This is a genomic window from Enterobacter sp. Li2LvB3 (assembly GCF_056156645.1).
Genome location: NZ_JBSICG010000001.1, coordinates 70,297 through 94,813, shown reverse-complemented (window position 1 = coordinate 94,813; position 24,517 = coordinate 70,297). Strand labels below are relative to the sequence as shown.

Here is a 24,517-nt window from a genome sequence, read left to right as displayed (position 1 = left end):
CCACCCCCGCTGATGGTGTTATTCCATGGGCATCACCAGCGGATCGGGATACTGATACTCAAATCCCAGTTCATGACAAATACGATTGCCATCAATGACTTTACCTTTACTTTCACCCTGCGCATCTCCAAAAACAGGTGGAGCCAGGCCCAGCTGGCGCGCCATCAGCGGATAAAATGTGCGTCGCGAAGGATGAGAGGGTGCACATATATTATAGATGTGCCCACCCTTAGGAGCCTGTAACAACAGCTCAATTGCGCCGATCACATCCTCAAGATGCACAAGATTGACGCCATGTTGCCCGTCAGGAGCCGATTTTCCGGCAAAGAAACGCCCTGGGTGACGCCCGGGCCCTACCAACCCCGCCAGACGCAAAATATCCACCTGAGTACCGGGCAGATTATGCAGCCAGTCTTCCAGCTCTTTCAGTACCCGGCCACTGGCGGTGACAGGGTGGCGCACAGTGTTCTCTTTCACGGTGCCATCGACATCACCGTACACCGATGTCGAGCTGGTAAAAATAATGCGCGGAACATGGTGCGCAAGCGCACTATCAACAATCTCCTGCACCGCCTGTAAGTAGAATGATTCACCGGGGCCGCTGCGTCTTGCCGGGAGCGTTATCACCAGTGCATCAACGCCCATTAACACATCCAGATCGTCAGCGTCACACACCAGCTCTGGTTCCAGACGCAGTTCGATACCATCGATACCGCACATCCGCGCCGCTTCGACCCCATCTGCAGTGGTTTTACTCCCGGTCACTTGCCAGCCTTTCGCTGCTAATGACATTGCCAGTGGCATCCCTAGCCACCCTAAACCGACAATTGCGACCTTTTTCATGTGATTTCTCCTGACTCTCTTACATCTGTATTAAGGCTACGCCAGCCCCGCAGAACACACAATTCATAGCATCAATATGAAATGAATTAATGATCAAAAAAAGCCCTTGCTTTCTGCGGTACAAGTGGTTTAGGTTAAAAGGCATCAAATGAATAAGCATTCATCGAGAAAATTTATGACACGCGTTCAATTTAAACTTCACCATCATCACCATCATCCTGACTAGTCTTTCAGGCGATGTGTGCTGGAAGACGTTTGGATCTTCCAGTGGTGCATGAACGCAAGAGAAAGCCCCCGGAAGATTTTCTTCCGGGGGCTTTTTTTTGGACTGAATTCAGACAGGTTAAAACAGGTTAACGAGGAATAAATAATGTTAGATAACTCACGTTTACGCATAGCTATGCAAAAATCCGGCCGTCTTAGTGATGATTCACGCGAATTGCTGGCTCGCTGCGGGATTAAAATCAACCTGCACACTCAGCGCCTGATTGCCCTGGCTGAGAATATGCCAATTGATATTCTGCGCGTGCGTGATGACGATATCCCGGGCCTGGTGATGGATGGCGTCGTTGATCTTGGGATCATTGGCGAAAACGTACTGGAAGAAGAGTTACTGACCCGCCGTGCACAGGGTGAAGACCCGCGCTACTTCACCCTGCGTCGTCTGGACTTCGGTGGTTGCCGTCTGTCTCTTGCAACCCCGGCGGATGAAGCATGGGATGGCCCGGCGGCACTGAACGGCAAACGTATCGCAACCTCTTACCCTCACCTGTTGAAGCGTTATCTGGATCAAAAAGGCGTGCAGTTCAAATCCTGTCTGCTGAACGGTTCTGTTGAAGTTGCTCCACGCGCTGGCCTCGCTGATGCCATTTGCGACCTGGTGTCTACTGGCGCAACTCTGGAAGCAAACGGCCTGCGTGAAGTGGAAGTGATTTACCGCTCCAAAGCCTGCCTTATCCAGCGCGATGGCGAAATGGACAGCGCCAAGCAGCAGCTTATCGACAGACTGCTGACCCGTATTCAGGGTGTGATTCAGGCTCGCGAATCAAAATACATCATGATGCACGCACCAACAGAACGTCTTGATGAAGTTATCGCCCTGTTGCCTGGCGCTGAACGCCCAACCATTCTGCCGCTGGCAGGCGATCAGCAGCGTGTGGCGATGCACATGGTGAGCAGCGAAACCCTGTTCTGGGAAACCATGGAAAAACTGAAAGCACTGGGCGCAAGCTCTATTCTGGTGCTGCCAATTGAGAAGATGATGGAGTAATTGCCATGAGCTTTAACACAATCATCGACTGGAATACGTGTACCGAAGAGCAACAGCGTGAACTGCTGATGCGCCCGGCGATTTCCGCCTCAGAGAGCATTACTCGCACCGTGGCGGAGATCCTCAACAACGTCAAATCCCGCGGCGATGAAGCGCTGCGCGAATACAGCGCAAAGTTCGATAAAACAGAAGTTGGTGCGCTGAAAGTCACCGAACAAGAAATTGCCGATGCCAGCAACCGTCTGGGTGATGAGATCAAGCAGGCGATGGCTGTGGCGGTGAAAAACATCGATACCTTCCACACCGCGCAAAAGCTGCAAATCGTTGATGTGGAAACCCTGCCAGGCGTGCGCTGCCAGCAGGTAACGCGCCCGGTCGCCTCTGTGGGGCTCTATATTCCTGGCGGTTCGGCACCTCTGTTTTCAACCGTATTAATGCTGGCCACCCCGGCGCGTATTGCCGGGTGTCAGAAAGTGGTCCTCTGCTCCCCACCGCCGATTGCCGATGAAATTCTGTATGCCGCTAAGCTCTGTGGCGTGCAGGAGATCTTTAAAGTGGGCGGCGCGCAGGCCATTTCTGCTCTGGCTTTCGGCACTGAATCTGTCCCGCAAGTCGATAAGATTTTTGGGCCTGGCAATGCGTATGTGACTGAAGCCAAACGCCAGGTCAGCCAGCGTCTGGACGGCGCTGCAATCGATATGCCTGCCGGCCCGTCTGAAGTGCTGGTGATTGCCGATAGTGGCGCAACCCCTGATTTTGTGGCGTCCGACCTGTTATCTCAGGCTGAACACGGCCCTGATTCACAAGTGATTTTGCTGACGCCGGACGCCGACATGGCCAGACGCACAGGCGAAGCCGTGGAACGCCAGCTCGCTGATTTGCCACGTGCCGATACCGCCCGCCAGGCGCTGTCCGCCAGCCGCCTGATTGTGACGCACAGTATTGAGCAGTGTATTGCCATCTCTAACCAGTACGGTCCGGAGCACCTGATTATTCAGACCCGCAACGCGCGTGAACTGGTTGATGGCATCACCAGCGCGGGCTCCGTCTTCCTGGGTGACTGGTCACCAGAATCAGCTGGCGATTACGCCTCCGGGACAAACCACGTGCTGCCCACTTATGGCTATACGTCTACTTGTTCCAGCCTGGGGCTGGCGGATTTCCAGAAACGCATGACCGTGCAGGAACTCTCCCGCGAAGGTTTTGCATCACTGGCATCCACCATTGAAACCCTGGCCGCCGCAGAACGTCTGACCGCCCACAAAAATGCCGTTACGCTGCGCGTTGCAGCCCTGAAGGAGCAAGCATGAACATCGAAGAATTAGCTCGCGAAAATGTCCGTCGACTGACTCCGTATCAGTCTGCGCGCCGCCTGGGCGGTAACGGCGATGTGTGGCTGAATGCCAATGAATTCCCGACGGCGGTGAAGTTTGAGCTGTCTCAGCAAACGCTGAACCGCTACCCGGAGTGCCAGCCAAAAGCGGTTATTGAGAACTATGCCGCCTATGCTGGCGTAAAACCTGAGCAGGTGCTGGTCAGCCGTGGCGCCGACGAAGGCATTGAGCTGCTGATCCGCGCCTTCTGCGAGCCGGGCAAAGATGCCGTTATGTACTGCCAGCCGACCTACGGCATGTACAGCGTGAGCGCAGAAACCTTCGGCGTGGCGTGTCGTAACGTGCTGTCGCTGGACAACTGGCAGCTGGATCTTGACAGTATTGCGAAAAACCTCGATGGCGTGAAAGTAGTGTTTGTGTGCAGCCCAAACAACCCGACCGGGCAGATTATCAACCCACAGGATATCCGTACGCTGCTGGAGATGACCCGTGGCAAAGCTCTGGTTGTCGCGGATGAGGCCTACATCGAATTTTGCCCGCAGGCATCCCTCGCCGGCTGGCTCGAAGAGTATCCGCATCTGGTCGTATTGCGCACACTGTCGAAAGCCTTTGCCCTTGCTGGCCTGCGTTGTGGTTTTACGCTGGCCAATAAAGAGGTCATCGACCTGCTGATGAAAGTGATTGCCCCTTATCCGCTGTCCACCCCTGTTGCGGATATTGCCGCTCAGGCACTGACACCGCAAGGGCTTGAGGCAATGCGCGGCAGAGTGGCGCAAATCCTGAATGAGCGTCAGTATCTGGTCAATGCGCTAAGAGAGATAGCCTGCGTTGAGCAGGTTTTCGACTCTGAAACAAATTACATCCTGGTGCGGTTTATCGCCTCCAGTGCGGTATTTAAATCCTTGTGGGATCAGGGCATTATCTTACGAGATCAAAATAAACAACCTTCACTGAGCGGTTGCCTGCGTATTACCGTGGGGACCCGTGAAGAGAGCCAGCGCGTTATTGACGCCCTGAATGCGGAGAAAGTATGAGCCAGAAGTACCTTTTCATCGATCGTGACGGCACCATTATTGCCGAGCCACCAACCGATTTTCAGGTCGATCGTCTCGACAAACTGGCTTTTGAAGCTGATGTGATCCCGGTATTGCTCAAACTGCAAAAAACCGGGTTTAAGCTGGTGATGATCACCAATCAGGATGGTCTGGGCACCAGCAGCTTCCCGCAGGCGGATTTTGACGGCCCGCATAATCTGATGATGCAAATTCTGACCTCGCAGGGTGTGGAATTTGAAGAGGTGCTGATCTGTCCGCACCTCCCGGCAGATAACTGTGATTGCCGTAAGCCGAAGGTAAAACTGGTAGAGCGTTACCTGGCCGAAGCCGTGCTGGATAAAGCCAACAGCTATGTCATTGGCGATCGCGCCACCGACATCACGCTGGCTGAGAACATGGGTATTTCTGGCCTGCGCTATAACCGCAGCGATCTCAACTGGGCGCAGATTGGCGAACAGCTGACCAAACGCGATCGTTACTCCCACGTTGAACGTAATACCAAAGAGACGCAGATCGACGTGAAGGTGTGGCTGGATCGTGAAGGCGGCAGCAAGATCCACACCGGCGTCGGCTTCTTCGATCACATGCTGGATCAGATTGCCACCCACGGTGGGTTCCGCATGGAAATTGCCGTAAAAGGCGATCTGTACATCGACGATCACCACACTGTTGAAGACACTGGCCTGGCGCTGGGCGAAGCGCTCAAGCTGGCGCTGGGTGACAAGCGCGGTATCAACCGTTTTGGCTTTGTTCTGCCAATGGACGAGTGCCTTGCGCGCTGTGCGCTGGATATTTCTGGCCGCCCGCACCTGGAGTACAAAGCAGATTTCGCATACCAGCGCGTAGGCGATCTCAGCACTGAAATGGTTGAACACTTCTTCCGTTCACTTTCCTACACCATGGGTCTGACGCTGCACCTGAAAACCAAAGGCAAGAACGACCACCACCGCGTAGAGAGTCTGTTCAAAGCGTTTGGTCGAACCCTGCGTCAGGCAATTCGTGTGGAAGGTGATGCCCTGCCCTCGTCTAAAGGAGTGTTGTAATGAACGTGGTCATTCTGGATACCGGATGCGCCAACCTGAACTCCGTTAAATCGGCTATTTCGCGCCACGGCTATGAGCCTGTGGTCAGCCGTGATCCGGACGTGGTGTTACGCGCAGACAAACTCTTTTTACCCGGCGTAGGAACGGCGCAGGCAGCCATGGATCAGATCCACGAGCGTGAACTGGTTGACCTGATTAAAGCCTGTACTCAGCCAGTGCTGGGGATCTGCCTGGGGATGCAGCTTCTGGGTCGTCACAGTGCAGAGAACAACGGCGTCGACCTGCTGGGTATTATCGATCAGGATGTGCCGAAAATGATCGACCACGGTCTGCCACTGCCGCATATGGGCTGGAACCGTGTGTACCCGAAAGCAGGAGACAGGCTGTTTCGCGGCATTGAAGACGGTGCCTATTTCTACTTTGTGCACAGCTACGCGATGCCGGTCAACCCATACACCATTGCCCAGTGCAACTATGGCGAGCCATTTACCGCTGCGGTTCAGAAAGACAATTTCTACGGCGTGCAGTTTCACCCGGAACGCTCTGGCGCCGCAGGCGCGCAGTTGCTGAAAAACTTCCTGGAGATGTGATGATTATTCCCGCATTAGATTTAATTGACGGCACCGTCGTCCGGCTCCACCAGGGTGATTACGCTCAGCAACGTGACTATGGTAATGATCCGCTGCCACGTTTGCAGGATTACGCCGCTCAGGGCGCTGAAGTGCTGCACCTGGTGGATCTCACAGGCGCGAAGGACCCGGCGAAACGCCAGATCCCTCTGCTCAAAAAGCTGGTCGCGGGCGTGAATGTGCCCGTTCAGGTGGGTGGTGGCGTGCGTACTGAAGAGGACGTTGCGGCCCTGCTTGAAGCGGGTGTGGCGCGCGTTGTCGTTGGCTCTACCGCCGTCAAAGACCCCGAAATGGTCAAAGGCTGGTTCCGCCGTTTCGGTGCGGATGCGCTGGTACTGGCGCTGGACGTACGTATCGACGAACAGGGCAACAAACAGGTTGCCGTCAGCGGCTGGCAGGAAAACTCCGGTGTGACGCTGGAAGAGCTGGTTGATATTTATCTGCCAGTAGGCCTGAAACATGTCCTTTGCACGGATATCTCACGCGACGGGACGCTGGCAGGTTCGAATGTTTCTTTGTACGACGAAGTCTGCGCGCGTTATCCGCAGATCGCCTTCCAGTCCTCTGGCGGTATTGGGGATTTGGCCGACATCGCCGCTCTGCGCGGTACAGGTGTTCGCGGCGTGATTGTTGGACGCGCCTTACTGGAAGAAAAATTTACTGTGACGGAGGCGATTCAATGCTGGCAAAACGGATAATCCCTTGCCTGGACGTACGTGACGGCCAGGTAGTGAAAGGCGTGCAGTTCCGCAACCACGAAATCATTGGTGACATCGTCCCTCTGGCAAAACGTTATGCCGATGAAGGTGCTGACGAGCTGGTATTTTACGATATCACCGCATCCAGCGATGGACGTGTTGTGGACAAAAGCTGGGTTGCACGCGTGGCGGAAGTGATTGATATTCCATTCTGCGTGGCTGGCGGTATCAAGTCTTCGGAAGATGCTGCCAAAATTCTCTCCTTCGGGGCAGATAAGATCTCCATCAACTCACCGGCACTGGCAGACCCTGAGTTAATCACCCGTCTGGCTGACCGCTTTGGCGTGCAGTGCATTGTGGTGGGTATCGATACCTGGTTTGACGACGCAACGGGCAAGTATCACGTTAACCAGTATACCGGTGACGAAAGCCGTACCCGCGTAACCCAGTGGGAGACGCTGGACTGGGTACAGGAAGTCCAGAAACGCGGCGCAGGCGAAATCGTACTGAACATGATGAACCAGGACGGCGTACGTAACGGTTACGACCTGGAGCAGTTGAAAAAAGTGCGTTCGGTGTGCCATGTGCCGCTGATTGCCTCCGGTGGCGCGGGAACCATGGAACACTTCCTGGAAGCCTTCCGCGATGTATCCGTAGACGGCGCGCTTGCCGCATCCGTATTCCATAAACAAATTATCAATATTGGTGAGTTAAAAACGTACCTGGCAAATCAGGGCGTGGAGATAAGGGTATGTTAACAGAGCAACAACAGGCACAGCTGGACTGGGAAAAAACTGACGGATTATTGCCAGTCGTTGTACAACATGCCGTATCAGGTGAAGTCCTGATGCTGGGATATGTGAACCAGGAGGCGCTGGCTAAAACGGTCGACAGCGGTAAAGTCACTTTCTTCTCGCGCACCAAACAGCGCCTGTGGACCAAAGGTGAAACTTCGGGCCATTTCCTGAACGTGGTCAGCATTACGCCGGACTGCGATAACGACACCCTGCTTATCCTGGCAAACCCAATTGGCCCGACCTGCCATAAAGGCACCAGCAGCTGCTTCGGTGATGCTAGCCACCAGTGGTTGTTCCTGTATCAGCTTGAACAGCTGTTAGCGGAACGCAAAACGGCGGACCCGCAAAGCTCGTATACCGCGAAGCTGTACGCCAGCGGTACGAAACGTATTGCGCAGAAAGTGGGTGAAGAAGGGGTAGAAACGGCTCTGGCGGCGACCGTACATGACCGCGAAGAATTGACTAACGAAGCCTCGGATTTGATGTATCACCTGCTGGTGCTACTGCAAGACCAGGATCTCGATTTAACCGCGGTTATTGAGAATCTGCGTAAACGCCACAAATAAAAAAAAGACCGGGGAAACCCGGTCTTTTTTTGTCTGCTTATCAGGCTTTTGGTGTGTAGCTGCGTAACGCGTTACGAACCAACACCACGCATGAACCGATAATCCCACCCAGCAGCACCGCCAGAATCAGCAGAATAGCTTTTTTCGGGCTGTCGCGCGTCACGGGCAGGTCTGGCTGCATGACATAACGGTAAGCATGGATAGTGGACGGATCAACGTGAAGTTTCTCGATATCCAGTAAGTTCTGTTTGGTCTGGTAATACGCTGGCGAGAATACCAGTGGGCGTGTCGATTCGTGGTCAATCATCGATTGCAGCGCTTCGCTTCCCAGCAGGAACATCGTTTCCTGCGTGACATCCTGGGTTTGCTGGATCTGCGGTGTCACGACCTTCGCGGCTTGCGCAAATTTTAACGCTTCAGAGATCTGCTGAATACGCAGCTGCTTTTGTTCCTGAGCAACTTTCTGCTGGTTTTCGAGGGAGTCATTCAGGGCTGAAATCTGCTGTGTAATGTTGTCTTTCAGGTCAACGCCCAGCTCTTTTGCTGTCTGTTCATTTACCTGGCTAATATATTGATTCAGCTGCTTCTGCGCCCCTTCTGCCGTACTGCTGACATAAGTGATCACCAACGGCAGCGCCTGCCCTTTCACCGCAGGTTCAATGGATAATTTTTCAGGAACCAGCTGGTTATCAAGCGCCTGAGAAAGCGCTGAAATTGACGCGTTGAAACGGCCGATTACACGTGACTGAACATCCGATAACGATGGCGCAGCACTGCCATACAGAATGTTCAGCGCGCCGTTGTATGTCGCAACCTGGGCAGCATCTGGCTGGGTGATAATTGCCGTGGAGGTCCATTTCTCTTTTGCGACAAAGATGTAAATAACCGCCAGTACGATGGCAACAACGACACAGGTGACTATTGTCTTTTTGCCGTGCCAAAGTTGCATTACTAAATCAAGTAAATCAAATTGCTCCGGGTCATTGCTTCTGCTGACCACGTTATTGTTGTTATGCGTCATACAATCCTTAACAGGTAAAAAGCACAAAAAAATATTATTTGTATAGTTTATCCTGTACTGACGATTTTTCTATAAGAATCCTATGAGTTATCCGCTGACTGGTGAAGTTTTGCTAACCCGGCACTTAGCGGTATGATGCACACCATCTTTTGCGCATAGCGCATCGCGATATTTGTTACTGAAGAGGATTGGTATGAAATTTTTGGTCACCGGAGCCGCTGGTTTTATTGGCTTTCACGTCAGCGAACGACTTCTGAAGGCGGGCCATCAGGTTGTGGGTATTGATAACCTGAACAGCTACTACGATGTGAGCCTGAAGCAAGCCCGACTGGATCTTTTGGCGTCTGAGAATTTTACGTTTCGCAAACTTGACCTCGCCGACCGTGAAGGGATGGCTGCACTCTTTGCTGAAGAGAAGTTTGACCGGGTTATTCACCTGGCTGCTCAGGCAGGCGTGCGTTACTCGCTGGAAAACCCTCATGTCTACGCCGAATCTAACCTGATTGGGCACCTTAACGTTCTGGAAGGCTGCCGCCATAACCAGGTTCAGCATTTAGTTTATGCGTCTTCCAGCTCCGTGTATGGCCTGAACAGCAAGATGCCATTCTCTACCGATGATTCAGTGGATCACCCTGTATCTCTGTACGCGGCCACCAAGAAAGCAAATGAGCTGATGGCGCACACCTATTCGCATCTTTACGGTCTGCCAACCACCGGGCTGCGCTTCTTTACCGTTTACGGCCCGTGGGGTCGCCCGGACATGGCGCTGTTTAAGTTTACCAAAGCGATGCTCGAAGGTAACAGTATCGATGTGTATAACTACGGCAAGATGAAGCGCGACTTTACCTATATCGACGATATCGTCGAAGGTATCATTCGCCTTCAGGACGTCATCCCAAAGCCAAATCCGGAGTGGACTGTTGAAACGGGTTCTCCTGCGTCAAGTTCCGCGCCGTACCATATTTACAACATCGGCAACAGCGCGCCTGTTGAGCTGATGGATTACATCACCGCACTCGAAGAAGCCCTGGGCTCCGAAGCGAAAAAGAACATGATGCCTGTACAGCCAGGTGATGTGCTGGAAACCAGCGCAGACACCAAACCCCTTCAGGATGTGGTTGGCTTTAAGCCACAAACCTCGGTAAAAGAAGGGGTTAAGAATTTTGTAGACTGGTATCGCAATTTCTACAACGTCTAAAAACAACAATGCCCGGCAGTGCCGGGCATTTTTTTACGCGTTATCTGCAATAACCATCAGTCACTGCCAAACAGATCGCGGGTATACACTTTATCCGCCACATCTGCCAGCTCATCCGCCATACGGTTAGAGATGATCACATCCGCCTCTTTCTTAAAGGCATCCAGGTCACGAACCACACGGGAGTGGAAGAACTCATCTTCTTTCATCGCTGGCTCATAAATCACAACCTGCACACCCTTCGCCTTGATACGCTTCATGATCCCCTGAATAGAAGAGGCGCGGAAGTTATCAGAGCCGCTTTTCATGATCAAACGGTACACACCCACAACTTTCGGGCGACGCGCAAGGATGGAATCAGAGATAAAGTCTTTACGCGTACGGTTAGCATCAACAATCGCTGAGATCAGGTTGTTTGGCACAGCCTGATAGTTCGCCAGCAGCTGTTTGGTGTCTTTCGGCAGGCAATAACCACCATAACCAAACGACGGGTTGTTGTAGTGGTTGCCAATGCGCGGATCCAGGCAGACACCTTCGATAATCTGACGGGTGTTCAGACCCAGGCTTTCGGCATAGCTGTCCAGCTCATTGAAGTACGCAACGCGCATCGCCAGATAGGTGTTCGCGAAGAGTTTAATCGCTTCGGCTTCGGTGGAATCGGTAAACAGTACCGCAATATCTTTCTTAATCGCTCCTTCCTGGAGCAGCGCAGCAAAACGCTCAGCACGCTCAGAACGCTCGCCAATCACAATACGGGACGGATGCAGGTTATCGTATAACGCTCTTCCCTCACGCAGGAACTCTGGCGAGAAGAAGACATTATCAATACCCAGCTTTTCCTTGATGGATTTGGTGAAGCCTACAGGAATGGTCGATTTGATAATCATCACCGCATTCGGGTTGATCGCCGTAACATCCTTAATCACCGCTTCGACACTGGAGGTGTTGAAGTAGTTGGTTTTCGGATCGTAATCGGTTGGCGTAGCGATGATGACGTAGTCCGCGTTGCGGTATGCGTCTTCTTTATCCGTCGTTGCGCGGAAATTCAGAGGTTTATTGGAAAGATAATCCTGGATCTCCTTGTCAACAATCGGGGAGACTTTCTGATTAAGCATATCCACTTTGGCCTGAACGATATCCAGCGCGACCACTTCGTGATTCTGCGCAATCAGAATACCGTTTGAAAGACCAACATAGCCTGTTCCGGAGATTGTTATTTTCATCGTTCAACTTCTTCAAGTATGAGTGTCAGGAAGCGCGTTCGCACCACCGCAATAAACAACTGTTGAGGTTTTTACCTCTTATGTTTATCAGCTGTCAAGGCGAATGCCTTGCTACAGGAGTGAGATAATACAGAGGTTTATTCTGCGTTGAGAGAGCCTTGTTGCACGAAGCAAGTCAACAAGGGGGCGGAGCGATAAAAAAAGCCCGGTGGATTTCACCGGGCCTGGCTATCAGACTGGTTTAAATCAGATTAATCCAGCCATTCGGTGTGGAACACACCTTCTTTATCAGTACGTTTGTAAGTATGCGCACCGAAGTAGTCACGCTGTGCCTGAATCAGGTTGGCAGGCAGAACGGCAGCACGGTAGCTGTCGTAGTACGCCACAGCGGCAGAGAAGGTTGGAACCGGGATACCGTTTTGAACTGCATAAGCCACTACGTCACGCAGTGCCTGCTGGTATTCGTCAGCAATTTTCTTGAAGTACGGTGCCAGCAGCAGGTTTGCGATACCGGCATTTTCAGCGTAGGCATCGGTGATTTTTTGCAGGAATTGCGCACGAATGATGCAACCAGCACGGAAGATCTTCGCAATTTCGCCGTAGTTCAGATCCCAGTTGTTCTCGTCAGAAGCTGCGCGCAGCTGAGAGAAACCTTGCGCGTAGGAGACGATTTTACCCAGGTACAGTGCACGACGAACTTTCTCGACAAACTCCGCTTTCTCGCCTGCTGGTTTCGCCTGCGGGCCAGACAGTACTTTAGAAGCCGCGACGCGCTGCTCTTTCAGAGAAGAGATGTAGCGTGCAAATACAGATTCGGTGATCAAAGACAGTGGTTCGCCCAGATCCAGAGAGCTCTGGCTGGTCCATTTACCGGTGCCTTTGTTCGCTGCTTCATCCAGAATCACATCAACCAGGTATTTACCTTCTTCATCTTTCTTGGTGAAGATATCTTTGGTGATGTCGATCAGGTAGCTGTTCAGCTCACCTTTGTTCCAGTCGGTGAAGGTCTGAGCAAGTTCTTCGTTAGACAGGTTCAGGCCGCCTTTCAGCAGGGAATATGCTTCTGCAATCAGCTGCATATCGCCGTATTCGATACCGTTGTGCACCATCTTCACATAGTGACCCGCACCGTCCGGACCGATATAGGTCACGCATGGCTCACCATCTTCAGCGATAGCTGCGATTTTGGTCAGGATTGGGGCAACCAGTTCGTAAGCTTCTTTCTGACCGCCAGGCATGATAGATGGGCCTTTCAGCGCGCCTTCTTCACCACCGGAAACACCGGTACCGATGAAGTTAAAGCCTTCAGCAGACAGTTCACGATTACGACGAATGGTGTCCTGGAAGAAGGTGTTACCGCCATCAATAATGATGTCGCCCTTTTCCAGATATGGCTTCAGGGAATCGATGGCTGCGTCTGTGCCAGCGCCCGCTTTAACCATTAACAGGATACGACGAGGCGTTTCCAGCGATTCAACAAACTCCTGAACCGTGTAGAACGGAACCAGTTTCTTGCCTGGGTTTTCGGCAATCACTTCTTCGGTTTTTTCACGGGAGCGGTTGAAAACGGACACGGTATAACCACGGCTTTCGATGTTGAGCGCCAGGTTGCGCCCCATCACTGCCATACCGACAACGCCGATCTGTTGCTTGGACATTACATACTCCTGTCTTGGGGATAATCACTGCGGTGCGATGCAGTTTGAATGTGTCTATGATGTTAACTCAAGCCTGTTACTTATGGATAGCCTTTGGTGCGCTAACGCTATCAACAGAAGAAAATGGGGCAAATAAGTGAGCAGGTAGGTGTTACTCTTTAATCAACATTGCCAGATATTGACCATATGACGTCTTCTTGAGTTTTTCAGCCTGAACAGCGATGTCATCTGCCGTCAGCCATTTCTTGCGAAATGCAATTTCTTCAAGACAAGCCACCTTCATTCCCTGGCGCTTTTCGATGGTGTGAATGTACTGGGAGGCTTCAATAAGGCTATCGTGATTCCCGGTGTCGAGCCATGCGAAGCCACGACCGAGAAGCCCAACTTCCAGCTCTCCGCGTTCGAGATACATCTGATTCAGGGTCGTGATTTCCAGCTCACCCCGGGCAGAAGGTTTCACCTCTTTCGCCATATCTAACACGTTATTATCGTAGAAATAGAGACCCGTCACAGCCCAGTTCGATTTTGGTTTCAGCGGTTTTTCTTCAATGGAGATGGCTTTGTAATGCTCATCAAACTCCACCACGCCAAAACGTTCAGGATCCTGAACCTGATACCCAAATACCGTGGCCCCTTTGGTTTTGCTGGCTGCATCTTCCAGTTTCTTACTGAAACCGTGGCCAAAGAAGATGTTGTCCCCCAGCACCAGAGCACACGTGTCGTTGCCAACAAACTTCTCACCGATGATAAACGCCTGAGCAAGGCCGTCTGGCGAAGGTTGCACTGCATAGGTGAAATTCACGCCGAACTGGGAGCCGTCTTTCATTAAACGCTGAAAAGCGGGCATATCTTCTGGCGTGGTGATGATTAAAATATCGCGGATCCCGGCCAGCATCAGGACTGACACGGGATAGAAAATCATCGGTTTGTCGTAAATCGGTAGCAACTGTTTCGACACACCTTGTGTGATTGGATACAGACGGGTCCCTGACCCACCCGCTAATACAATTCCTTTCATCGCGCTATACCTCGATTATTTGCTCAGTCCAAGACGCTCGCCGGCATAAGAGCCATCGAGCACCCGCTTCCACCATCCTTCGTGGGTCAGATACCAGTTGATCGTTTTCTCTATGCCACTTTCGAACGTTTCCAGCGGCACCCATCCGAGATCGTGCTTAATTTTGCTGGCATCAATGGCGTAGCGAAGATCATGTCCAGGACGGTCGGCTACAAAGGTTATCAGCTCTGCGAAACTGAGGATGTTCGCGGGCTTTTTATCAATAATCTTATCGAGAATTGCGCAAATGGTTTTCACCACGTCGATGTTTTTGCGCTCGTTGTGACCACCAATACAGTATGTCTCCCCCTCTTTGCCTTCCGTCGCAACTTTGTAAAGTGCGCGGGCATGATCCTCGACATATAACCAGTCACGGACCTGTTCACCATTGCCATAAACCGGCAGAGGTTTACCCGCCAGCGCATTGAGGATGATCAGGGGGATCAGTTTTTCAGGGAAATGATACGGGCCATAGTTATTGGAACAGTTGGTGATCACCACCGGCAAGCCATAAGTACGATTCCATGCACGTACTAAATGGTCGCTTCCTGCTTTTGATGCGGAATAAGGACTGCTCGGCGCATAAGCCGTTTGCTCAGTGAACAGGCCTTCAGCATCGTGCAGATCGCCAAATACTTCATCGGTGGAAATATGGTGGAAACGGAAAGTGTCTTTCTGTTTACCGTCCAGTGACGCGTAATGGCTACGCGCCGCTTCAAGCAGCGTAAAGGTGCCAATCACGTTGGTCTGGATAAAAGCAGCCGGGCCATCAATAGAGCGATCGACATGACTTTCTGCGGCCAAATGCATGACGATATCAGGCTGGAACTCGCTGAAAAGTGTGCCAATACCTTTAGCATCTGTGATGTCCGTACGCGAAAATGAATAACGAGGATTATTTTCTACGGATGCCAGGGATTCAAGGTTGCCAGCGTAGGTTAAGCAATCTACGACACAAACCGTATCCTGAGTATTGTTAATAATATGACGAACAACGGCGGACCCAATAAATCCTGCGCCACCTGTTACGAGTATTTTCATATTTCATTCACTTTCAGTCAGTTAATAAAAGGAGACTCAGGAGCAAACGCAAGAAACCCGGGGTTTCCTGCCATGCCATAACGTCTCCCTTCAAAAGGTGCACGATGACAGGCTGATACCAACATCAGCCGTTCTCAACGGTGGATTACGCTGAAAATTAATAAGCACCTTTTCTGAACAGAACCACATTTACGGTTTTGAATAAGATGACGATATCATTCCACAACGACCAGTTTTTAACGTACCAGGAGTCGAAGTACACGCGGGTGGTGTAATCAACATCGTTACGCCCACTCACCTGCCATAACCCAGTCATTCCCGGCTTCACCATCAGGTAGTAATCAACATCATCAGCATAACGTTCCAGCTCTTCATGAATAACCGGACGCGGGCCAACCAGGCTCATCTCGCCTTTAAGCACGTTAAATAGCTGCGGTAACTCATCGAGGCTCGTTTTACGAATAAAGCGGCCGATAGCCGTAATGCGCGGGTCATTCTTAAGTTTGAAATCTTTTTCCCACTCGGCCCGGGCTTCAGCGTCGCTTTCAAGCAGCTTTTCGAGGATCTCTTTAGAGTTGATATCCATTGAGCGGAACTTGTAGCAATCAAATTTTTCACCACGACGCCCTATTCTGCTGTGCGCGTAGATAGCCGGGCCGCCATCACGAGAGACCTTGTACCAGAGGTAGACAAACAGTGGTGATGAGACAAGAAGAATACCTAACGTACAGACAATATCGAAGGTTCGTTTGATAAAACGCGAGGTCGCTTTCGAGAGGTTATTATGAACCTGCAACAGCAATACTTCATGGCTAAAGATGAAGGACATACTGGTACCGTAAAGTGGGAATCCTCGCAGCGAAGGAATGATAATAACGTTACGGCATTTATGTTTGGCTAAGAAGCGTAACCAACTTTCAAATTTATCTTTTTCATCAAAATCGCAAGCGACAACGAACTGGGTCGAAAACGCATTGTACTGCGTAAGAAGAGTGGCTTCATCTTTAATGACTGGACACTCTTCCATTACATCTGCCGTTGCATCAAAATCGCAAAACGCATCAATTTTGAAACCAGAGACTTCATGGCTTTGCAAGGCATAATAGGCTTCACGGGCATTACGCCCTGCCCCTAGTATTACGGTACGTTTTTTCCAGTAGCCCAGTTTATTCAACAGGACTTTGGTTATTTCACGGGATACCGGCACCATAATGATGGCATATATCCAGCAATAGGCCCAGATATAGCGCGAGAAGTGCCACTTGGAGAACGCAACCAGCGCCAGGTCAAATACTGAAAAAATGACAATGGTACGCAGTGTTTCTTTTAACTCAGACCAAAAGGGTTTTTTCTGCGCATAATGACGCAAACGAACACCAAACCAAAAGACACATAATGCAGTCAGAATAAAATGCGACAGCAGTCGGACATCAATCTGACGAATTGGCATAAAAGTATTTAAATCGCCAATAAAAAACATGATAGTTAAAAAAGACAGACCTAAAGAAATATTAAGCCAGAAAAAATCGGACGCCATTAACGCGATCCGACAGATAAACTCTCTCTTTTGATCTTTAAATACGCTACTTTTCATTATTCATTCCCTGGCATAAATCACTCGATTTATGCCCATGGTCATTATTTCTCGGGGTGAGTATAGTCGTTCTGCACTCTGGCAGCCTGAGTATTAATCAACGACTCAGAGTATTGAGCCCAGGCGTTATCAACATAACTGCTAATCTCATCTCGGAAACGTTGCTCAGAGAAGCTCAACGCATGTTCGCGACAATCTTCCGGCTTAATTTCATCCGCGTATTTCTCAAAAGTATTCACAGCGTCGCAAATGGACTCCGCCGTTTGTTCGAAGAAGAACAGGCCCGTTGGCTTTTCGCTACCAAGTGGCTTAACGGTTTCAAGACATCCACCTTTGCCATAAGTGATAACCGGGGTGCCGCTTGCCTGCGCCTCTACAGGAGAGATACCAAAGTCTTCTTCCGCAGCAAAGACATACGCTTTTGCCCGCTTCATGTAGTCCACCAAAGCCGCGTCATCCTGGTAACCCAGTAAGGTGATATTGCTGGTTGCCAGTTGCTTAATCTTGTCCATTTCTGAACCATCACCGATAACGATGAGTTTTTTATCCGGCATTTTGGCAAACGCGCTGACGATAAGATCGACACGCTTATAAGGAACCATACGACATGCGGCCAGATAAAAGTCTTCTTTGCTGTCGCTAAATTCAAACTTATCCGTATTCACTGGCGGATAAATGACGTCAGCTTGTCTGCCATAGACTTTATTGATACGGCGAGCAATAAACTGCGAGTTACCGATGAAGTGATTTACGCCCGCGGCGGTACGGTAGTCCCAGATACGGATTTTGTGGAGCAGATACTTAGCAAGCCAGCCCTTAAGGCCTTTGTTTAAGCCTGATTCACGCAGGTACTGGTGCTGGAAATCCCACGCATAGCGGATGGGTGAGTGAACATAAGAAACATGGATCTGGTCCGGACCCGTGATCACCCCTTTAGACACCGCATGGCTACTTGAAATCACCACATCATAAGCGGACATATCAAGTTGTTCGATTGCCAGTGGCATCAATGGCAGGTAGGACTGGAATTTTTTAGCGGCAAAAGGTAAACGCTGGATGAAGGTCGTCGCGACTTTTTTATTATTCAGAAAATGTCTGTCTTTTGGTTTTAAAAAATCACATACGGCAAATACATCGGCTTCTGGATAGCAACGCAGAATTTGCTCAACTACTTTTTCAGAACCAGCATAGGAACTGAACCACTCATGAACGATTGCTACTTTCATTACGCTTCTCATCAATTAACTTAAACATTTTTTCAGTACGTGACTGGTAAGTATACTGCTGGGCAAGTTCCTGGCATTTCTCAACAGAAATCCTGTTACCTGACGTAATATCTTCCAGTGCTGAAATAAAATCTGCTGGCGTATGCGCGATACGAACATAGTCTTTAAAGTCACATAATGACGCTAAGTCCACACTCACAACCGCCTTCCCCGCAGCCAGATATTCAAAGAACTTCATTGGGAACATCGAGGCGGTGTATTCATTCAAATTGTTCGGCAACAACGTCGCCGTGAAGCCTTTCAGATACCCCGGCAGCTGCTGGTACGATCTTGGGCCAATCAGATGAATATTCTTATGACGGGTTAACTGCGTCGCATCGGTGTTAGGGTCCCCCTCCCCGACGTCGCCGATCATCACGATAGACCATTCAGGATGCGCCTGTGCTATTTCTTCCAGAAGCGAGAAATTAACCTTATAGCCACTGATTGCACCGATGAAACCAATTCTTGGCTCCGGGAACTGGCTAAGGTCTGCGGGTACAGGCAAATTCTCGTCAAGCGCGGTAGAAAAGTGGTTGTAGTCAGCCACATTCGAAAAGTAATAAACCTCATCGCTCCATTTCTGTCTTGATTTGAGCAGCGTCAGGGAGGTCACAAAGGTGATATCTGCGCGACGAACCAACTCTTCTTCTGCATCCTGGAGGATATCTACCGGCATTCCCGGCTGCGCTTTAATTTCATCAACGCAATGATAGACAACGTAACCGAAATCACTGGGTTCAAGAAAACGGGTAGTCAGGGGGTTATAGGTCCAAAGCGTTTCATCTTTGAACTTCAATCGCCAGCACCAGAACTTGAGCGCACTGCTGAGGATCAGCTTGTTGAGCTTACGGACAAACGCATAATTATTGAACGGGATCGATATTGGCGACCAGACCCAGATGTTGTCACGCACCTGACGAGGGGCTTTAATCGCTTTTAATACCCGACGGAAAATACGCGAGAGATCTTTCTTGTTCACGCTTGGACGGCGTAAACCCAGAGATTCAATATACAGCACGCGATGCCCGCGGTTTGCCAGCTCCACGGCAACATGCTGTTTGTTCGTCCAGAAAGGGTTGTCCCAGTCTGCTGTCGATAAGACGACGATGTCTTTAATGTCTGTAGTGTTTTTCATAAGATTAATATGTTATCTCAGTCCCTTTTTGATGAAAATCCCTTTAATACCCTCTCGATACATAGGGAACAACATTGCCCATAACAGACTAAACATCACGAATAATGTGCCATTCACCAGCAATCTGACCATCACATTACCAGGTTCAACAATGACATGATCTAAAACCAGTATCAGTAATGTGTATATCATCAACCCTGGCACAATCTTCAATGCCGCAGGTATCAGGTCTTTCGCAATTTTAAGATACCAGGCACTGCATACGAACATGACCAGCCCATAAATCGAGTTACCGATCCCCAGACCAAACGCGCCCCAAATCTTGTATGTGGCCAGGTTTACCAGCGCGTTACTCAACAGTGCCACGATCATCACTATCAGGACCTGCTTATTATTAAGATGGGCGCTGAGTGCTTTAATAAAAATGTAGCCGATAACCTGTGCCCAGAGCCCGATACACATCCCCTGGATAATGTCAGTTGTTACGGTTACTGAGTGTTCATTAAACTGACCGCGCATAAAGAGCAGAACAACAATGTCCCTGGCATACACAAAGATGAAGAAGGACATATTCATCGAAAGCAGTGCCAGCCAGTTATATATCGTCGTTACTTTCTCACGGACAACTTCAGGCGATTGCGAGGACCAGACAGGCAAACCAGCAAAAGCAATAGGTACCGACAGGATGAAGGTGACGGTGTCGGTAATAAAGCGGGCATAATCCAGACCAGATACCACATCGATACTGAGTAACGACGCCAGCGCCCTTTCTAGCGTGATGTTTCCCTGAAGAATTAAGGGCAGCAACAGCAATGGACGTAATGTTATCCAGAAGCTATTCATCACCGACTTAACTTCCGACATTTCAAACCGTTCCGGCAGGTTGAGAATATTGCCTTTTTTAGCTCTCATCACCGCCCAAAAGCTAAAGACGATGTAACTGCCTGTGAATCCCCATGCCAGCAATAAATAATTATTATAGTAATAGGCGGCAACGACCCCTAACAGCATTCCCACGTTCTGAATAGAGGCACGCATAGACATGGGTTTATAGTCCCCATGCGCCATTGATATGTAGTTTATCAACCCAGAACAGAGATAGAATGGGCAGCAAATCGCCATTATTTTGAACAACTCATTGGTCATTTCACGGGCATTACCATTAATACCCGGCGCCATAATGCCGACCCAATAATCAGACAAGAAGAACAGAATAAAAAATAACAGCAGCGAGATCACAGCAAAGAACATAAACATGCACAACTTGAACGTTGACGCACGAAACTCGTTTTCTGTGAGATACCTTTTATATAACGGAATAAATGCTGAATTCAGGCTATCGCTTGTCATGAAGTTGATGGGTACTAAGGTGCCAGTCTGGGCAATTCGGTAAGCCCCGTTGATATCACCTGTACCAAAAAACTTCGCCATCAAAACTTCTCGCACCAACCCAAGAACTTTTGAGAGCATATTTCCGCCAAGCAACTGGCTAATGGCTTTTTTCATTTAGAGATTCTTTGAAATAATGAAATATATTCACCCACAGCGTAACTCAGTGTGTTTTTAACGGGAATATATGATTCTCTTTCCATGTTGCTAACCGTATCAATATAAGCAAGCACTTGTCCTGTAGGAATTTCATTTGGATTGCATTTGAAAATCTTTTCACCTGAGGTAAATGTAAGATGTTCAGATATAATTAATGGCAATCCTGCACTCATGGCTTCAAGCACGTTTAAGGGTAACCCTTCCACTCTTTTCGTCAGGAATAAAAAGAGATCGGCACATTGCATGAGAGTCGCTAATTCATTTCTGGTCTTCGCGCCCATAAACACAACTTGTTGAGTCAACGAAAGCTCGTTAACTTTCTTACGCAATTGCGGTTCATAGGGACCATTGCCGCATATCAGCAGTTTTGAATCAGGCTTGAGTTTGTTGACCAGAGCAAACAGTTCAATGTTCTTATCTACCCCTTTTTGCTCATGCAAACGAGAAGCAGACAAAAATACCAGCGCATCAGGCGCGATGCCCAGTTGCTCCCGCAAGGCGCGTTTTTGCAATGTCTCATCGGAGAATAGCTGTTCATCAATGCCATTCTCGATCTTCACCACCTTGCTCTTGCCACAGACAAGACGAGTCGGGAAATTCGTTAAATCAGCCCGGACAGCTTCACCCACCGCCACAATCCAGTCGAAGTGGGAATAATGCTTAGCATCTGAGTAAAAACCGAGAACATTTTTTACACTGGACAGGATTTTTTTAATCTGCCGGGTTTTCAGTTTGGAAACGAATTCACCGACCGAGGTCCCGTGCGCCTGCATGATAAACGTCGCGTCAGGGAACAGCTTTTTATGCTTCAGCGTACTAAATGCGCCGGCACTGATGCTTATTACCGCGCGGACATTTTCTTTATTGCTCCAGCGCTCAACTAACTTCTCGGTTTCAGACCACCATCCTTTCGAATACGCAGCCCTGGGAATATTTTTAATCTTAATGATTTCAGGAAGATGTTCTGAAGCGGGAACGTCTGCATCAAAATCTGTCGTGACAACCTTAACATCGAACCCTTTTACCTGTAACTGCACAGCAAGATCCCATGCCACGACTTCCATTCCACCAAGATGGTGGAATGGAAGGGAGCGCGCAAAAATAATAACTTCTTCAGCCATGAATCAGTTCCTGATAAATTTTTTCTAACTTTAAGGTTTGCGTCGATAAATTGAATTTTTTGCTGATAAAGTTGCGTGCATTTCTGCCCATTTCAGCGCGTTTTTGTTCATCATTCAGCAGGAAGGAAATTCTGTCGGCCAGCTGCCTATCATCACGCTCTGTGACCAAAAAGCCGGTCTGCTCATCGATGATGGCTTCCGGGATACCACCATGACGGGTACCAATCACCGGAACGCCCGTTACTGCCGCTTCCAGCAGTACCATTCCCAGACCTTCTGCATCCCCTGTTTTGGCCGTGATACTGGGTAAAACAAGCATACTGGCTCTACGCATCCATGCCATGACATCTGTGTGTGGTAATGCACCAGTGAAGGTCACGTTTTGCTCGAGCCCTAATGACATAACCTGCGCCTTCAGGCCTGACATTAACGGTCCCTCACCGATGATGACCAGTTTCGCTTCCGCATATTGCGCTTTAACATGCTTAATGGCGTTAATTAAAACGGCCGTCCCTTTTTTCTCAACCAGTCTCGCCACATGCAGGATGATGCCCTGATCGTCTTCTCTTTCACGAGGCTGGTATTTATCGACATCAATACCGATATAGTGCTGGACTATCTTATTTTCAGGGAAGCCGTGGCGCAGGGCTTGCTGGGCGATGAAATCGGATACACAAATAAATTTATCGCCCTGGCTTTTAACTTTTTGTTGATGAATGAGGTAGTTAATCCATGCAGGCGAACGCGATGCCAGAAGATCTTTGTTGCTGACAGTCACATCAAACCCGTGCAGGGTTGTCACCAGTGGGATGCTTTTCTGTTGTGCCAACTTCAACGCGTAAAGCCCGTCTATCGCAAAATGTGCATGAATGAGATCTAAAGGCTGCTCTTTCAGGACGGATTTATAAGGCAGGGCTGAAGTGGTGATCGCATTAAGCATCTCAGCCATTTTACCTTGCAGATCCCCGCGTTCATTTAATACACAGGCAATTGCGCCTTCAGGTTTTTTACCAATGATGCGCCGACCGATATAACACTTTTCAAAATGCTGAATAGCCTCAGCCTGCTGCTGGATGAAAACCTCTGAACCTTTAAATAGCTGGTTCCTGAAAATACCGACCGTTTTCATTCTTGTCCCTTATTTTTTCGAGTTATCGGTACGTTCCCTGCCATACATAACCCCAGCATGACCGCCAATACCACCATCTGATGCTGTTCACCAATCAGGCCAAAGTTTTCGCCAAAACCGTGGGCAAACTGCCAGGAGAGCACCATTAATAACGAGAAGCCGATATTTTTCTGTTCTTCACTGGCATTTTTGATCGCGCGTAATGCAATACCGATGCTGCCCAGAATAAACGCTAATCCCATGATGGAGGCAATGACACCGGACTTCGACCAGAGATAGATCAAGGTGTTATGGGGTGGGAGGAAATAGTCACTGTGTTTGCTGTAATCCACTTCCCAGCCGCCAAAGCCTTGCCCCATCAGCGGGCTGTTTAAAAATGCATTAAACGCGTAGTTCCAGATTTGATAGCGCGTTTCCGCGGTGTCGGTTGACTCCTGCAAAAAGCCGCTCTGCTCCACAACGCTGAAAACGATGCTAATGGCAATTAAAATAATGGCGAAAGAGGCTCCAACCGAGCCAACAACCACCTTTGTCGATCGTTGTAATTTCAGGTAGAAAATGAAGGCTGGGATCAGTACGGCAAAGAGCACGCCAGCTTTTGACCCGGTAAAGAAGACCGTCACCCAGAGCAGAATCGCCATGAGCAGCGTTATTTTGGACTTCAACGCTTTATAAATACCCCATGCCATAAAGGATGAAATACCCGTATAACATGCCGCTGCGTTGGCGTTCACAAACAATACACCGCCAGACTTAACCGGATCGTAGAAGTTATTCCTGACACCATCCAGCAGGCCCTGGAGTGTGTTCATCCCCATGGTAAATTTGCTTACCGGAGAAAGGACTATCGCCAACTCAAGCGACTCATTCAACCTGAATATGATGACGGTAATTGCCTGTAAGCAAATAAAAAATATCATCACATTGATTGTTTTATAGAGCGCTATCCGGTCTTTTAATGCCAGTACATAGATGGCATTGGAGATCACGATAAACTCAGTTAAGTAAGCAATATCGCGAATGCCCATTGATTTTTCAACCGACCACGCAAGACTCAATGTACTAATACAAATCAGCCCCATAAGCGCGATGTTCGTCGGTTTAGCTAAGAACCGGTTTGCATTAATAATAAACTCGGGCAGGAGCAGTGCAGGGATCAAAAACGCAAGTGGGACATCTGCCCCACCCAGCTGCACCAGATATAGCTGCGGAACGCTGCACACCAGCACCAGTAACAGTCTGATGTGTAAGGGAAGCGCGAGGAAAACAAAAAAGAAAATTAAACCTAA

General features: G+C 49.6%; 23 protein-coding genes and 1 other annotated feature. Of the genes, 10 read left to right on the top strand and 13 right to left on the bottom strand.

What is annotated here, in order from left to right; translation table 11 throughout:
• Positions 1 to 18 precede the first annotated feature (18 nt).
• Positions 19 to 843, bottom strand: a complete 825-nt coding sequence (locus ACS603_RS00405; RefSeq protein WP_182061652.1) for an SDR family oxidoreductase — start codon at positions 841 to 843, stop codon at positions 19 to 21.
• Between the two features lie 175 nt (positions 844 to 1,018).
• Between ACS603_RS00405 and hisL the strand changes: the two genes are divergently transcribed.
• The 9 genes from hisL to hisIE all read left to right on the top strand — a co-directional run bounded on the left by hisL (position 1,019) and on the right by hisIE (position 8,235).
• On the top strand, positions 1,019 to 1,069 hold the full coding sequence (hisL, locus tag ACS603_RS00400; RefSeq protein WP_112010712.1) for a his operon leader peptide: 51 nt from the start codon (positions 1,019 to 1,021) through the stop codon (positions 1,067 to 1,069).
• Positions 1,045 to 1,168, top strand: a sequence feature (His leader region). It overlaps the preceding gene by 25 nt.
• Before the next feature lie 45 nt (positions 1,169 to 1,213).
• Complete coding sequence (hisG, locus tag ACS603_RS00395) at positions 1,214 to 2,113, top strand: ATP phosphoribosyltransferase (protein ID WP_014070900.1); 900 nt, start codon at positions 1,214 to 1,216, stop codon at positions 2,111 to 2,113.
• Between the two features lie 5 nt (positions 2,114 to 2,118).
• Positions 2,119 to 3,423: a histidinol dehydrogenase gene (gene hisD / locus ACS603_RS00390; RefSeq protein ID WP_182061653.1), complete on the top strand. Its 1,305-nt coding sequence runs from the start codon at positions 2,119 to 2,121 to the stop codon at positions 3,421 to 3,423.
• Complete coding sequence (hisC, locus tag ACS603_RS00385; protein ID WP_474943572.1) at positions 3,420 to 4,481, top strand: histidinol-phosphate transaminase; 1,062 nt, start codon at positions 3,420 to 3,422, stop codon at positions 4,479 to 4,481. Before hisD ends, hisC begins: the two co-directional genes overlap by 4 nt.
• A complete protein-coding gene (hisB, locus tag ACS603_RS00380; protein ID WP_182061655.1) occupies positions 4,478 to 5,545 on the top strand; it encodes a bifunctional histidinol-phosphatase/imidazoleglycerol-phosphate dehydratase HisB in 1,068 nt (355 codons plus the stop codon). Before hisC ends, hisB begins: the two co-directional genes overlap by 4 nt.
• Complete coding sequence (hisH, locus tag ACS603_RS00375) at positions 5,545 to 6,135, top strand: imidazole glycerol phosphate synthase subunit HisH (RefSeq protein WP_182061656.1); 591 nt, start codon at positions 5,545 to 5,547, stop codon at positions 6,133 to 6,135. Before hisB ends, hisH begins: the two co-directional genes overlap by 1 nt.
• Positions 6,135 to 6,872, top strand: coding sequence for a 1-(5-phosphoribosyl)-5-[(5-phosphoribosylamino)methylideneamino]imidazole-4-carboxamide isomerase (gene hisA, locus ACS603_RS00370; RefSeq protein WP_474943571.1), 738 nt, complete (start codon positions 6,135 to 6,137; stop codon positions 6,870 to 6,872). The genes hisH and hisA overlap by 1 nt, the downstream gene beginning before the upstream one ends.
• The gene (hisF, locus tag ACS603_RS00365; protein ID WP_474943570.1) at positions 6,854 to 7,630 is read left to right on the top strand and encodes an imidazole glycerol phosphate synthase subunit HisF; all 777 of its coding nucleotides are present in this window, start codon (positions 6,854 to 6,856) and stop codon (positions 7,628 to 7,630) included. Before hisA ends, hisF begins: the two co-directional genes overlap by 19 nt.
• Complete coding sequence (gene hisIE / locus ACS603_RS00360) at positions 7,624 to 8,235, top strand: bifunctional phosphoribosyl-AMP cyclohydrolase/phosphoribosyl-ATP diphosphatase HisIE (protein WP_182061659.1); 612 nt, start codon at positions 7,624 to 7,626, stop codon at positions 8,233 to 8,235. The genes hisF and hisIE overlap by 7 nt, the downstream gene beginning before the upstream one ends.
• Positions 8,236 to 8,275: 40 nt before the next feature.
• Here hisIE and wzzB read toward each other — a convergent pair whose 3' ends face one another.
• On the bottom strand, positions 8,276 to 9,256 hold the full coding sequence (gene wzzB, locus ACS603_RS00355; protein WP_474943569.1) for an LPS O-antigen chain length determinant protein WzzB: 981 nt from the start codon (positions 9,254 to 9,256) through the stop codon (positions 8,276 to 8,278).
• A 193-nt stretch (positions 9,257 to 9,449) separates the two neighbouring features.
• On the opposite strand from wzzB, the gene ACS603_RS00350 reads away from it, so the two are divergent.
• Positions 9,450 to 10,454 (top strand): NAD-dependent epimerase, encoded by a 1,005-nt coding sequence (locus tag ACS603_RS00350; RefSeq protein WP_474943568.1) that lies wholly within the window; start codon positions 9,450 to 9,452, stop codon positions 10,452 to 10,454.
• A gap of 56 nt (positions 10,455 to 10,510) precedes the next feature.
• Here the strand turns inward: ACS603_RS00350 and ugd are convergent, their stop codons facing one another.
• From ugd to ACS603_RS00295, 11 genes are all read right to left on the bottom strand, one after another.
• A complete protein-coding gene (gene ugd / locus ACS603_RS00345) occupies positions 10,511 to 11,677 on the bottom strand; it encodes a UDP-glucose 6-dehydrogenase (RefSeq protein WP_182061662.1) in 1,167 nt (388 codons plus the stop codon).
• Between the two features lie 251 nt (positions 11,678 to 11,928).
• Entirely contained in the window at positions 11,929 to 13,335 is a 1,407-nt protein-coding gene (gndA, locus tag ACS603_RS00340; protein ID WP_182061663.1) for an NADP-dependent phosphogluconate dehydrogenase, read from the bottom strand.
• Positions 13,336 to 13,486: 151 nt separating this feature from the next.
• Positions 13,487 to 14,353: a glucose-1-phosphate thymidylyltransferase RfbA gene (gene rfbA / locus ACS603_RS00335; protein WP_259830243.1), complete on the bottom strand. Its 867-nt coding sequence runs from the start codon at positions 14,351 to 14,353 to the stop codon at positions 13,487 to 13,489.
• Between the two features lie 15 nt (positions 14,354 to 14,368).
• Positions 14,369 to 15,433: a dTDP-glucose 4,6-dehydratase gene (gene rfbB / locus ACS603_RS00330; RefSeq protein ID WP_446493513.1), complete on the bottom strand. Its 1,065-nt coding sequence runs from the start codon at positions 15,431 to 15,433 to the stop codon at positions 14,369 to 14,371.
• Positions 15,434 to 15,590: 157 nt separating this feature from the next.
• Positions 15,591 to 17,027 (bottom strand): undecaprenyl-phosphate galactose phosphotransferase WbaP, encoded by a 1,437-nt coding sequence (gene wbaP / locus ACS603_RS00325; protein WP_474943567.1) that lies wholly within the window; start codon positions 17,025 to 17,027, stop codon positions 15,591 to 15,593.
• 44 nt (positions 17,028 to 17,071) lie between these two features.
• A complete protein-coding gene (locus tag ACS603_RS00320; protein ID WP_474943566.1) occupies positions 17,072 to 18,253 on the bottom strand; it encodes a glycosyltransferase family 4 protein in 1,182 nt (393 codons plus the stop codon).
• The gene (locus tag ACS603_RS00315; RefSeq protein WP_474943565.1) at positions 18,231 to 19,430 is read right to left on the bottom strand and encodes a glycosyltransferase; all 1,200 of its coding nucleotides are present in this window, start codon (positions 19,428 to 19,430) and stop codon (positions 18,231 to 18,233) included. Before ACS603_RS00315 ends, ACS603_RS00320 begins: the two co-directional genes overlap by 23 nt.
• A 12-nt stretch (positions 19,431 to 19,442) precedes the next feature.
• Entirely contained in the window at positions 19,443 to 20,936 is a 1,494-nt protein-coding gene (locus ACS603_RS00310) for a lipid II flippase MurJ (RefSeq protein ID WP_446493517.1), read from the bottom strand.
• Positions 20,933 to 22,099 carry a glycosyltransferase family 4 protein gene (locus tag ACS603_RS00305; RefSeq protein ID WP_474943564.1) on the bottom strand — a complete coding sequence of 389 codons (1,167 nt, stop codon included), beginning with the start codon at positions 22,097 to 22,099 and terminating at the stop codon, positions 20,933 to 20,935. Before ACS603_RS00305 ends, ACS603_RS00310 begins: the two co-directional genes overlap by 4 nt.
• Positions 22,092 to 23,228, bottom strand: coding sequence for a glycosyltransferase (locus ACS603_RS00300; RefSeq protein ID WP_474943563.1), 1,137 nt, complete (start codon positions 23,226 to 23,228; stop codon positions 22,092 to 22,094). Before ACS603_RS00300 ends, ACS603_RS00305 begins: the two co-directional genes overlap by 8 nt.
• Positions 23,225 to 24,388: an O-antigen ligase family protein gene (locus tag ACS603_RS00295; protein WP_474943562.1), complete on the bottom strand. Its 1,164-nt coding sequence runs from the start codon at positions 24,386 to 24,388 to the stop codon at positions 23,225 to 23,227. Before ACS603_RS00295 ends, ACS603_RS00300 begins: the two co-directional genes overlap by 4 nt.
• Positions 24,389 to 24,517 lie beyond the last annotated feature (129 nt).

Excerpts from the sequence above, each read along its gene's own strand:
- ACS603_RS00405 (WP_182061652.1), bottom strand. The coding sequence starts at position 843 with ATGAAAAAGGTCGCAATTGTCGGTTTAGGGTGGCTAGGGATGCCACTG.
- hisG (WP_014070900.1), top strand. The coding sequence starts at position 1,214 with ATGTTAGATAACTCACGTTTACGCATAGCTATGCAAAAATCCGGCCGT.
- hisD (WP_182061653.1), top strand. The coding sequence starts at position 2,119 with ATGAGCTTTAACACAATCATCGACTGGAATACGTGTACCGAAGAGCAA.
- hisC (WP_474943572.1), top strand. The coding sequence starts at position 3,420 with ATGAACATCGAAGAATTAGCTCGCGAAAATGTCCGTCGACTGACTCCG.
- hisB (WP_182061655.1), top strand. The coding sequence starts at position 4,478 with ATGAGCCAGAAGTACCTTTTCATCGATCGTGACGGCACCATTATTGCC.
- hisH (WP_182061656.1), top strand. The coding sequence starts at position 5,545 with ATGAACGTGGTCATTCTGGATACCGGATGCGCCAACCTGAACTCCGTT.
- hisA (WP_474943571.1), top strand. The coding sequence starts at position 6,135 with ATGATTATTCCCGCATTAGATTTAATTGACGGCACCGTCGTCCGGCTC.
- hisF (WP_474943570.1), top strand. The coding sequence starts at position 6,854 with ATGCTGGCAAAACGGATAATCCCTTGCCTGGACGTACGTGACGGCCAG.
- hisIE (WP_182061659.1), top strand. The coding sequence starts at position 7,624 with ATGTTAACAGAGCAACAACAGGCACAGCTGGACTGGGAAAAAACTGAC.
- wzzB (WP_474943569.1), bottom strand. The coding sequence starts at position 9,256 with ATGACGCATAACAACAATAACGTGGTCAGCAGAAGCAATGACCCGGAG.
- ACS603_RS00350 (WP_474943568.1), top strand. The coding sequence starts at position 9,450 with ATGAAATTTTTGGTCACCGGAGCCGCTGGTTTTATTGGCTTTCACGTC.
- ugd (WP_182061662.1), bottom strand. The coding sequence starts at position 11,677 with ATGAAAATAACAATCTCCGGAACAGGCTATGTTGGTCTTTCAAACGGT.
- gndA (WP_182061663.1), bottom strand. The coding sequence starts at position 13,335 with ATGTCCAAGCAACAGATCGGCGTTGTCGGTATGGCAGTGATGGGGCGC.
- rfbA (WP_259830243.1), bottom strand. The coding sequence starts at position 14,353 with ATGAAAGGAATTGTATTAGCGGGTGGGTCAGGGACCCGTCTGTATCCA.
- rfbB (WP_446493513.1), bottom strand. The coding sequence starts at position 15,433 with ATGAAAATACTCGTAACAGGTGGCGCAGGATTTATTGGGTCCGCCGTT.
- wbaP (WP_474943567.1), bottom strand. The coding sequence starts at position 17,027 with ATGAAAAGTAGCGTATTTAAAGATCAAAAGAGAGAGTTTATCTGTCGG.
- ACS603_RS00320 (WP_474943566.1), bottom strand. The coding sequence starts at position 18,253 with ATGAAAGTAGCAATCGTTCATGAGTGGTTCAGTTCCTATGCTGGTTCT.
- ACS603_RS00315 (WP_474943565.1), bottom strand. The coding sequence starts at position 19,430 with ATGAAAAACACTACAGACATTAAAGACATCGTCGTCTTATCGACAGCA.
- ACS603_RS00310 (WP_446493517.1), bottom strand. The coding sequence starts at position 20,936 with ATGAAAAAAGCCATTAGCCAGTTGCTTGGCGGAAATATGCTCTCAAAA.
- ACS603_RS00305 (WP_474943564.1), bottom strand. The coding sequence starts at position 22,099 with ATGGCTGAAGAAGTTATTATTTTTGCGCGCTCCCTTCCATTCCACCAT.
- ACS603_RS00300 (WP_474943563.1), bottom strand. The coding sequence starts at position 23,228 with ATGAAAACGGTCGGTATTTTCAGGAACCAGCTATTTAAAGGTTCAGAG.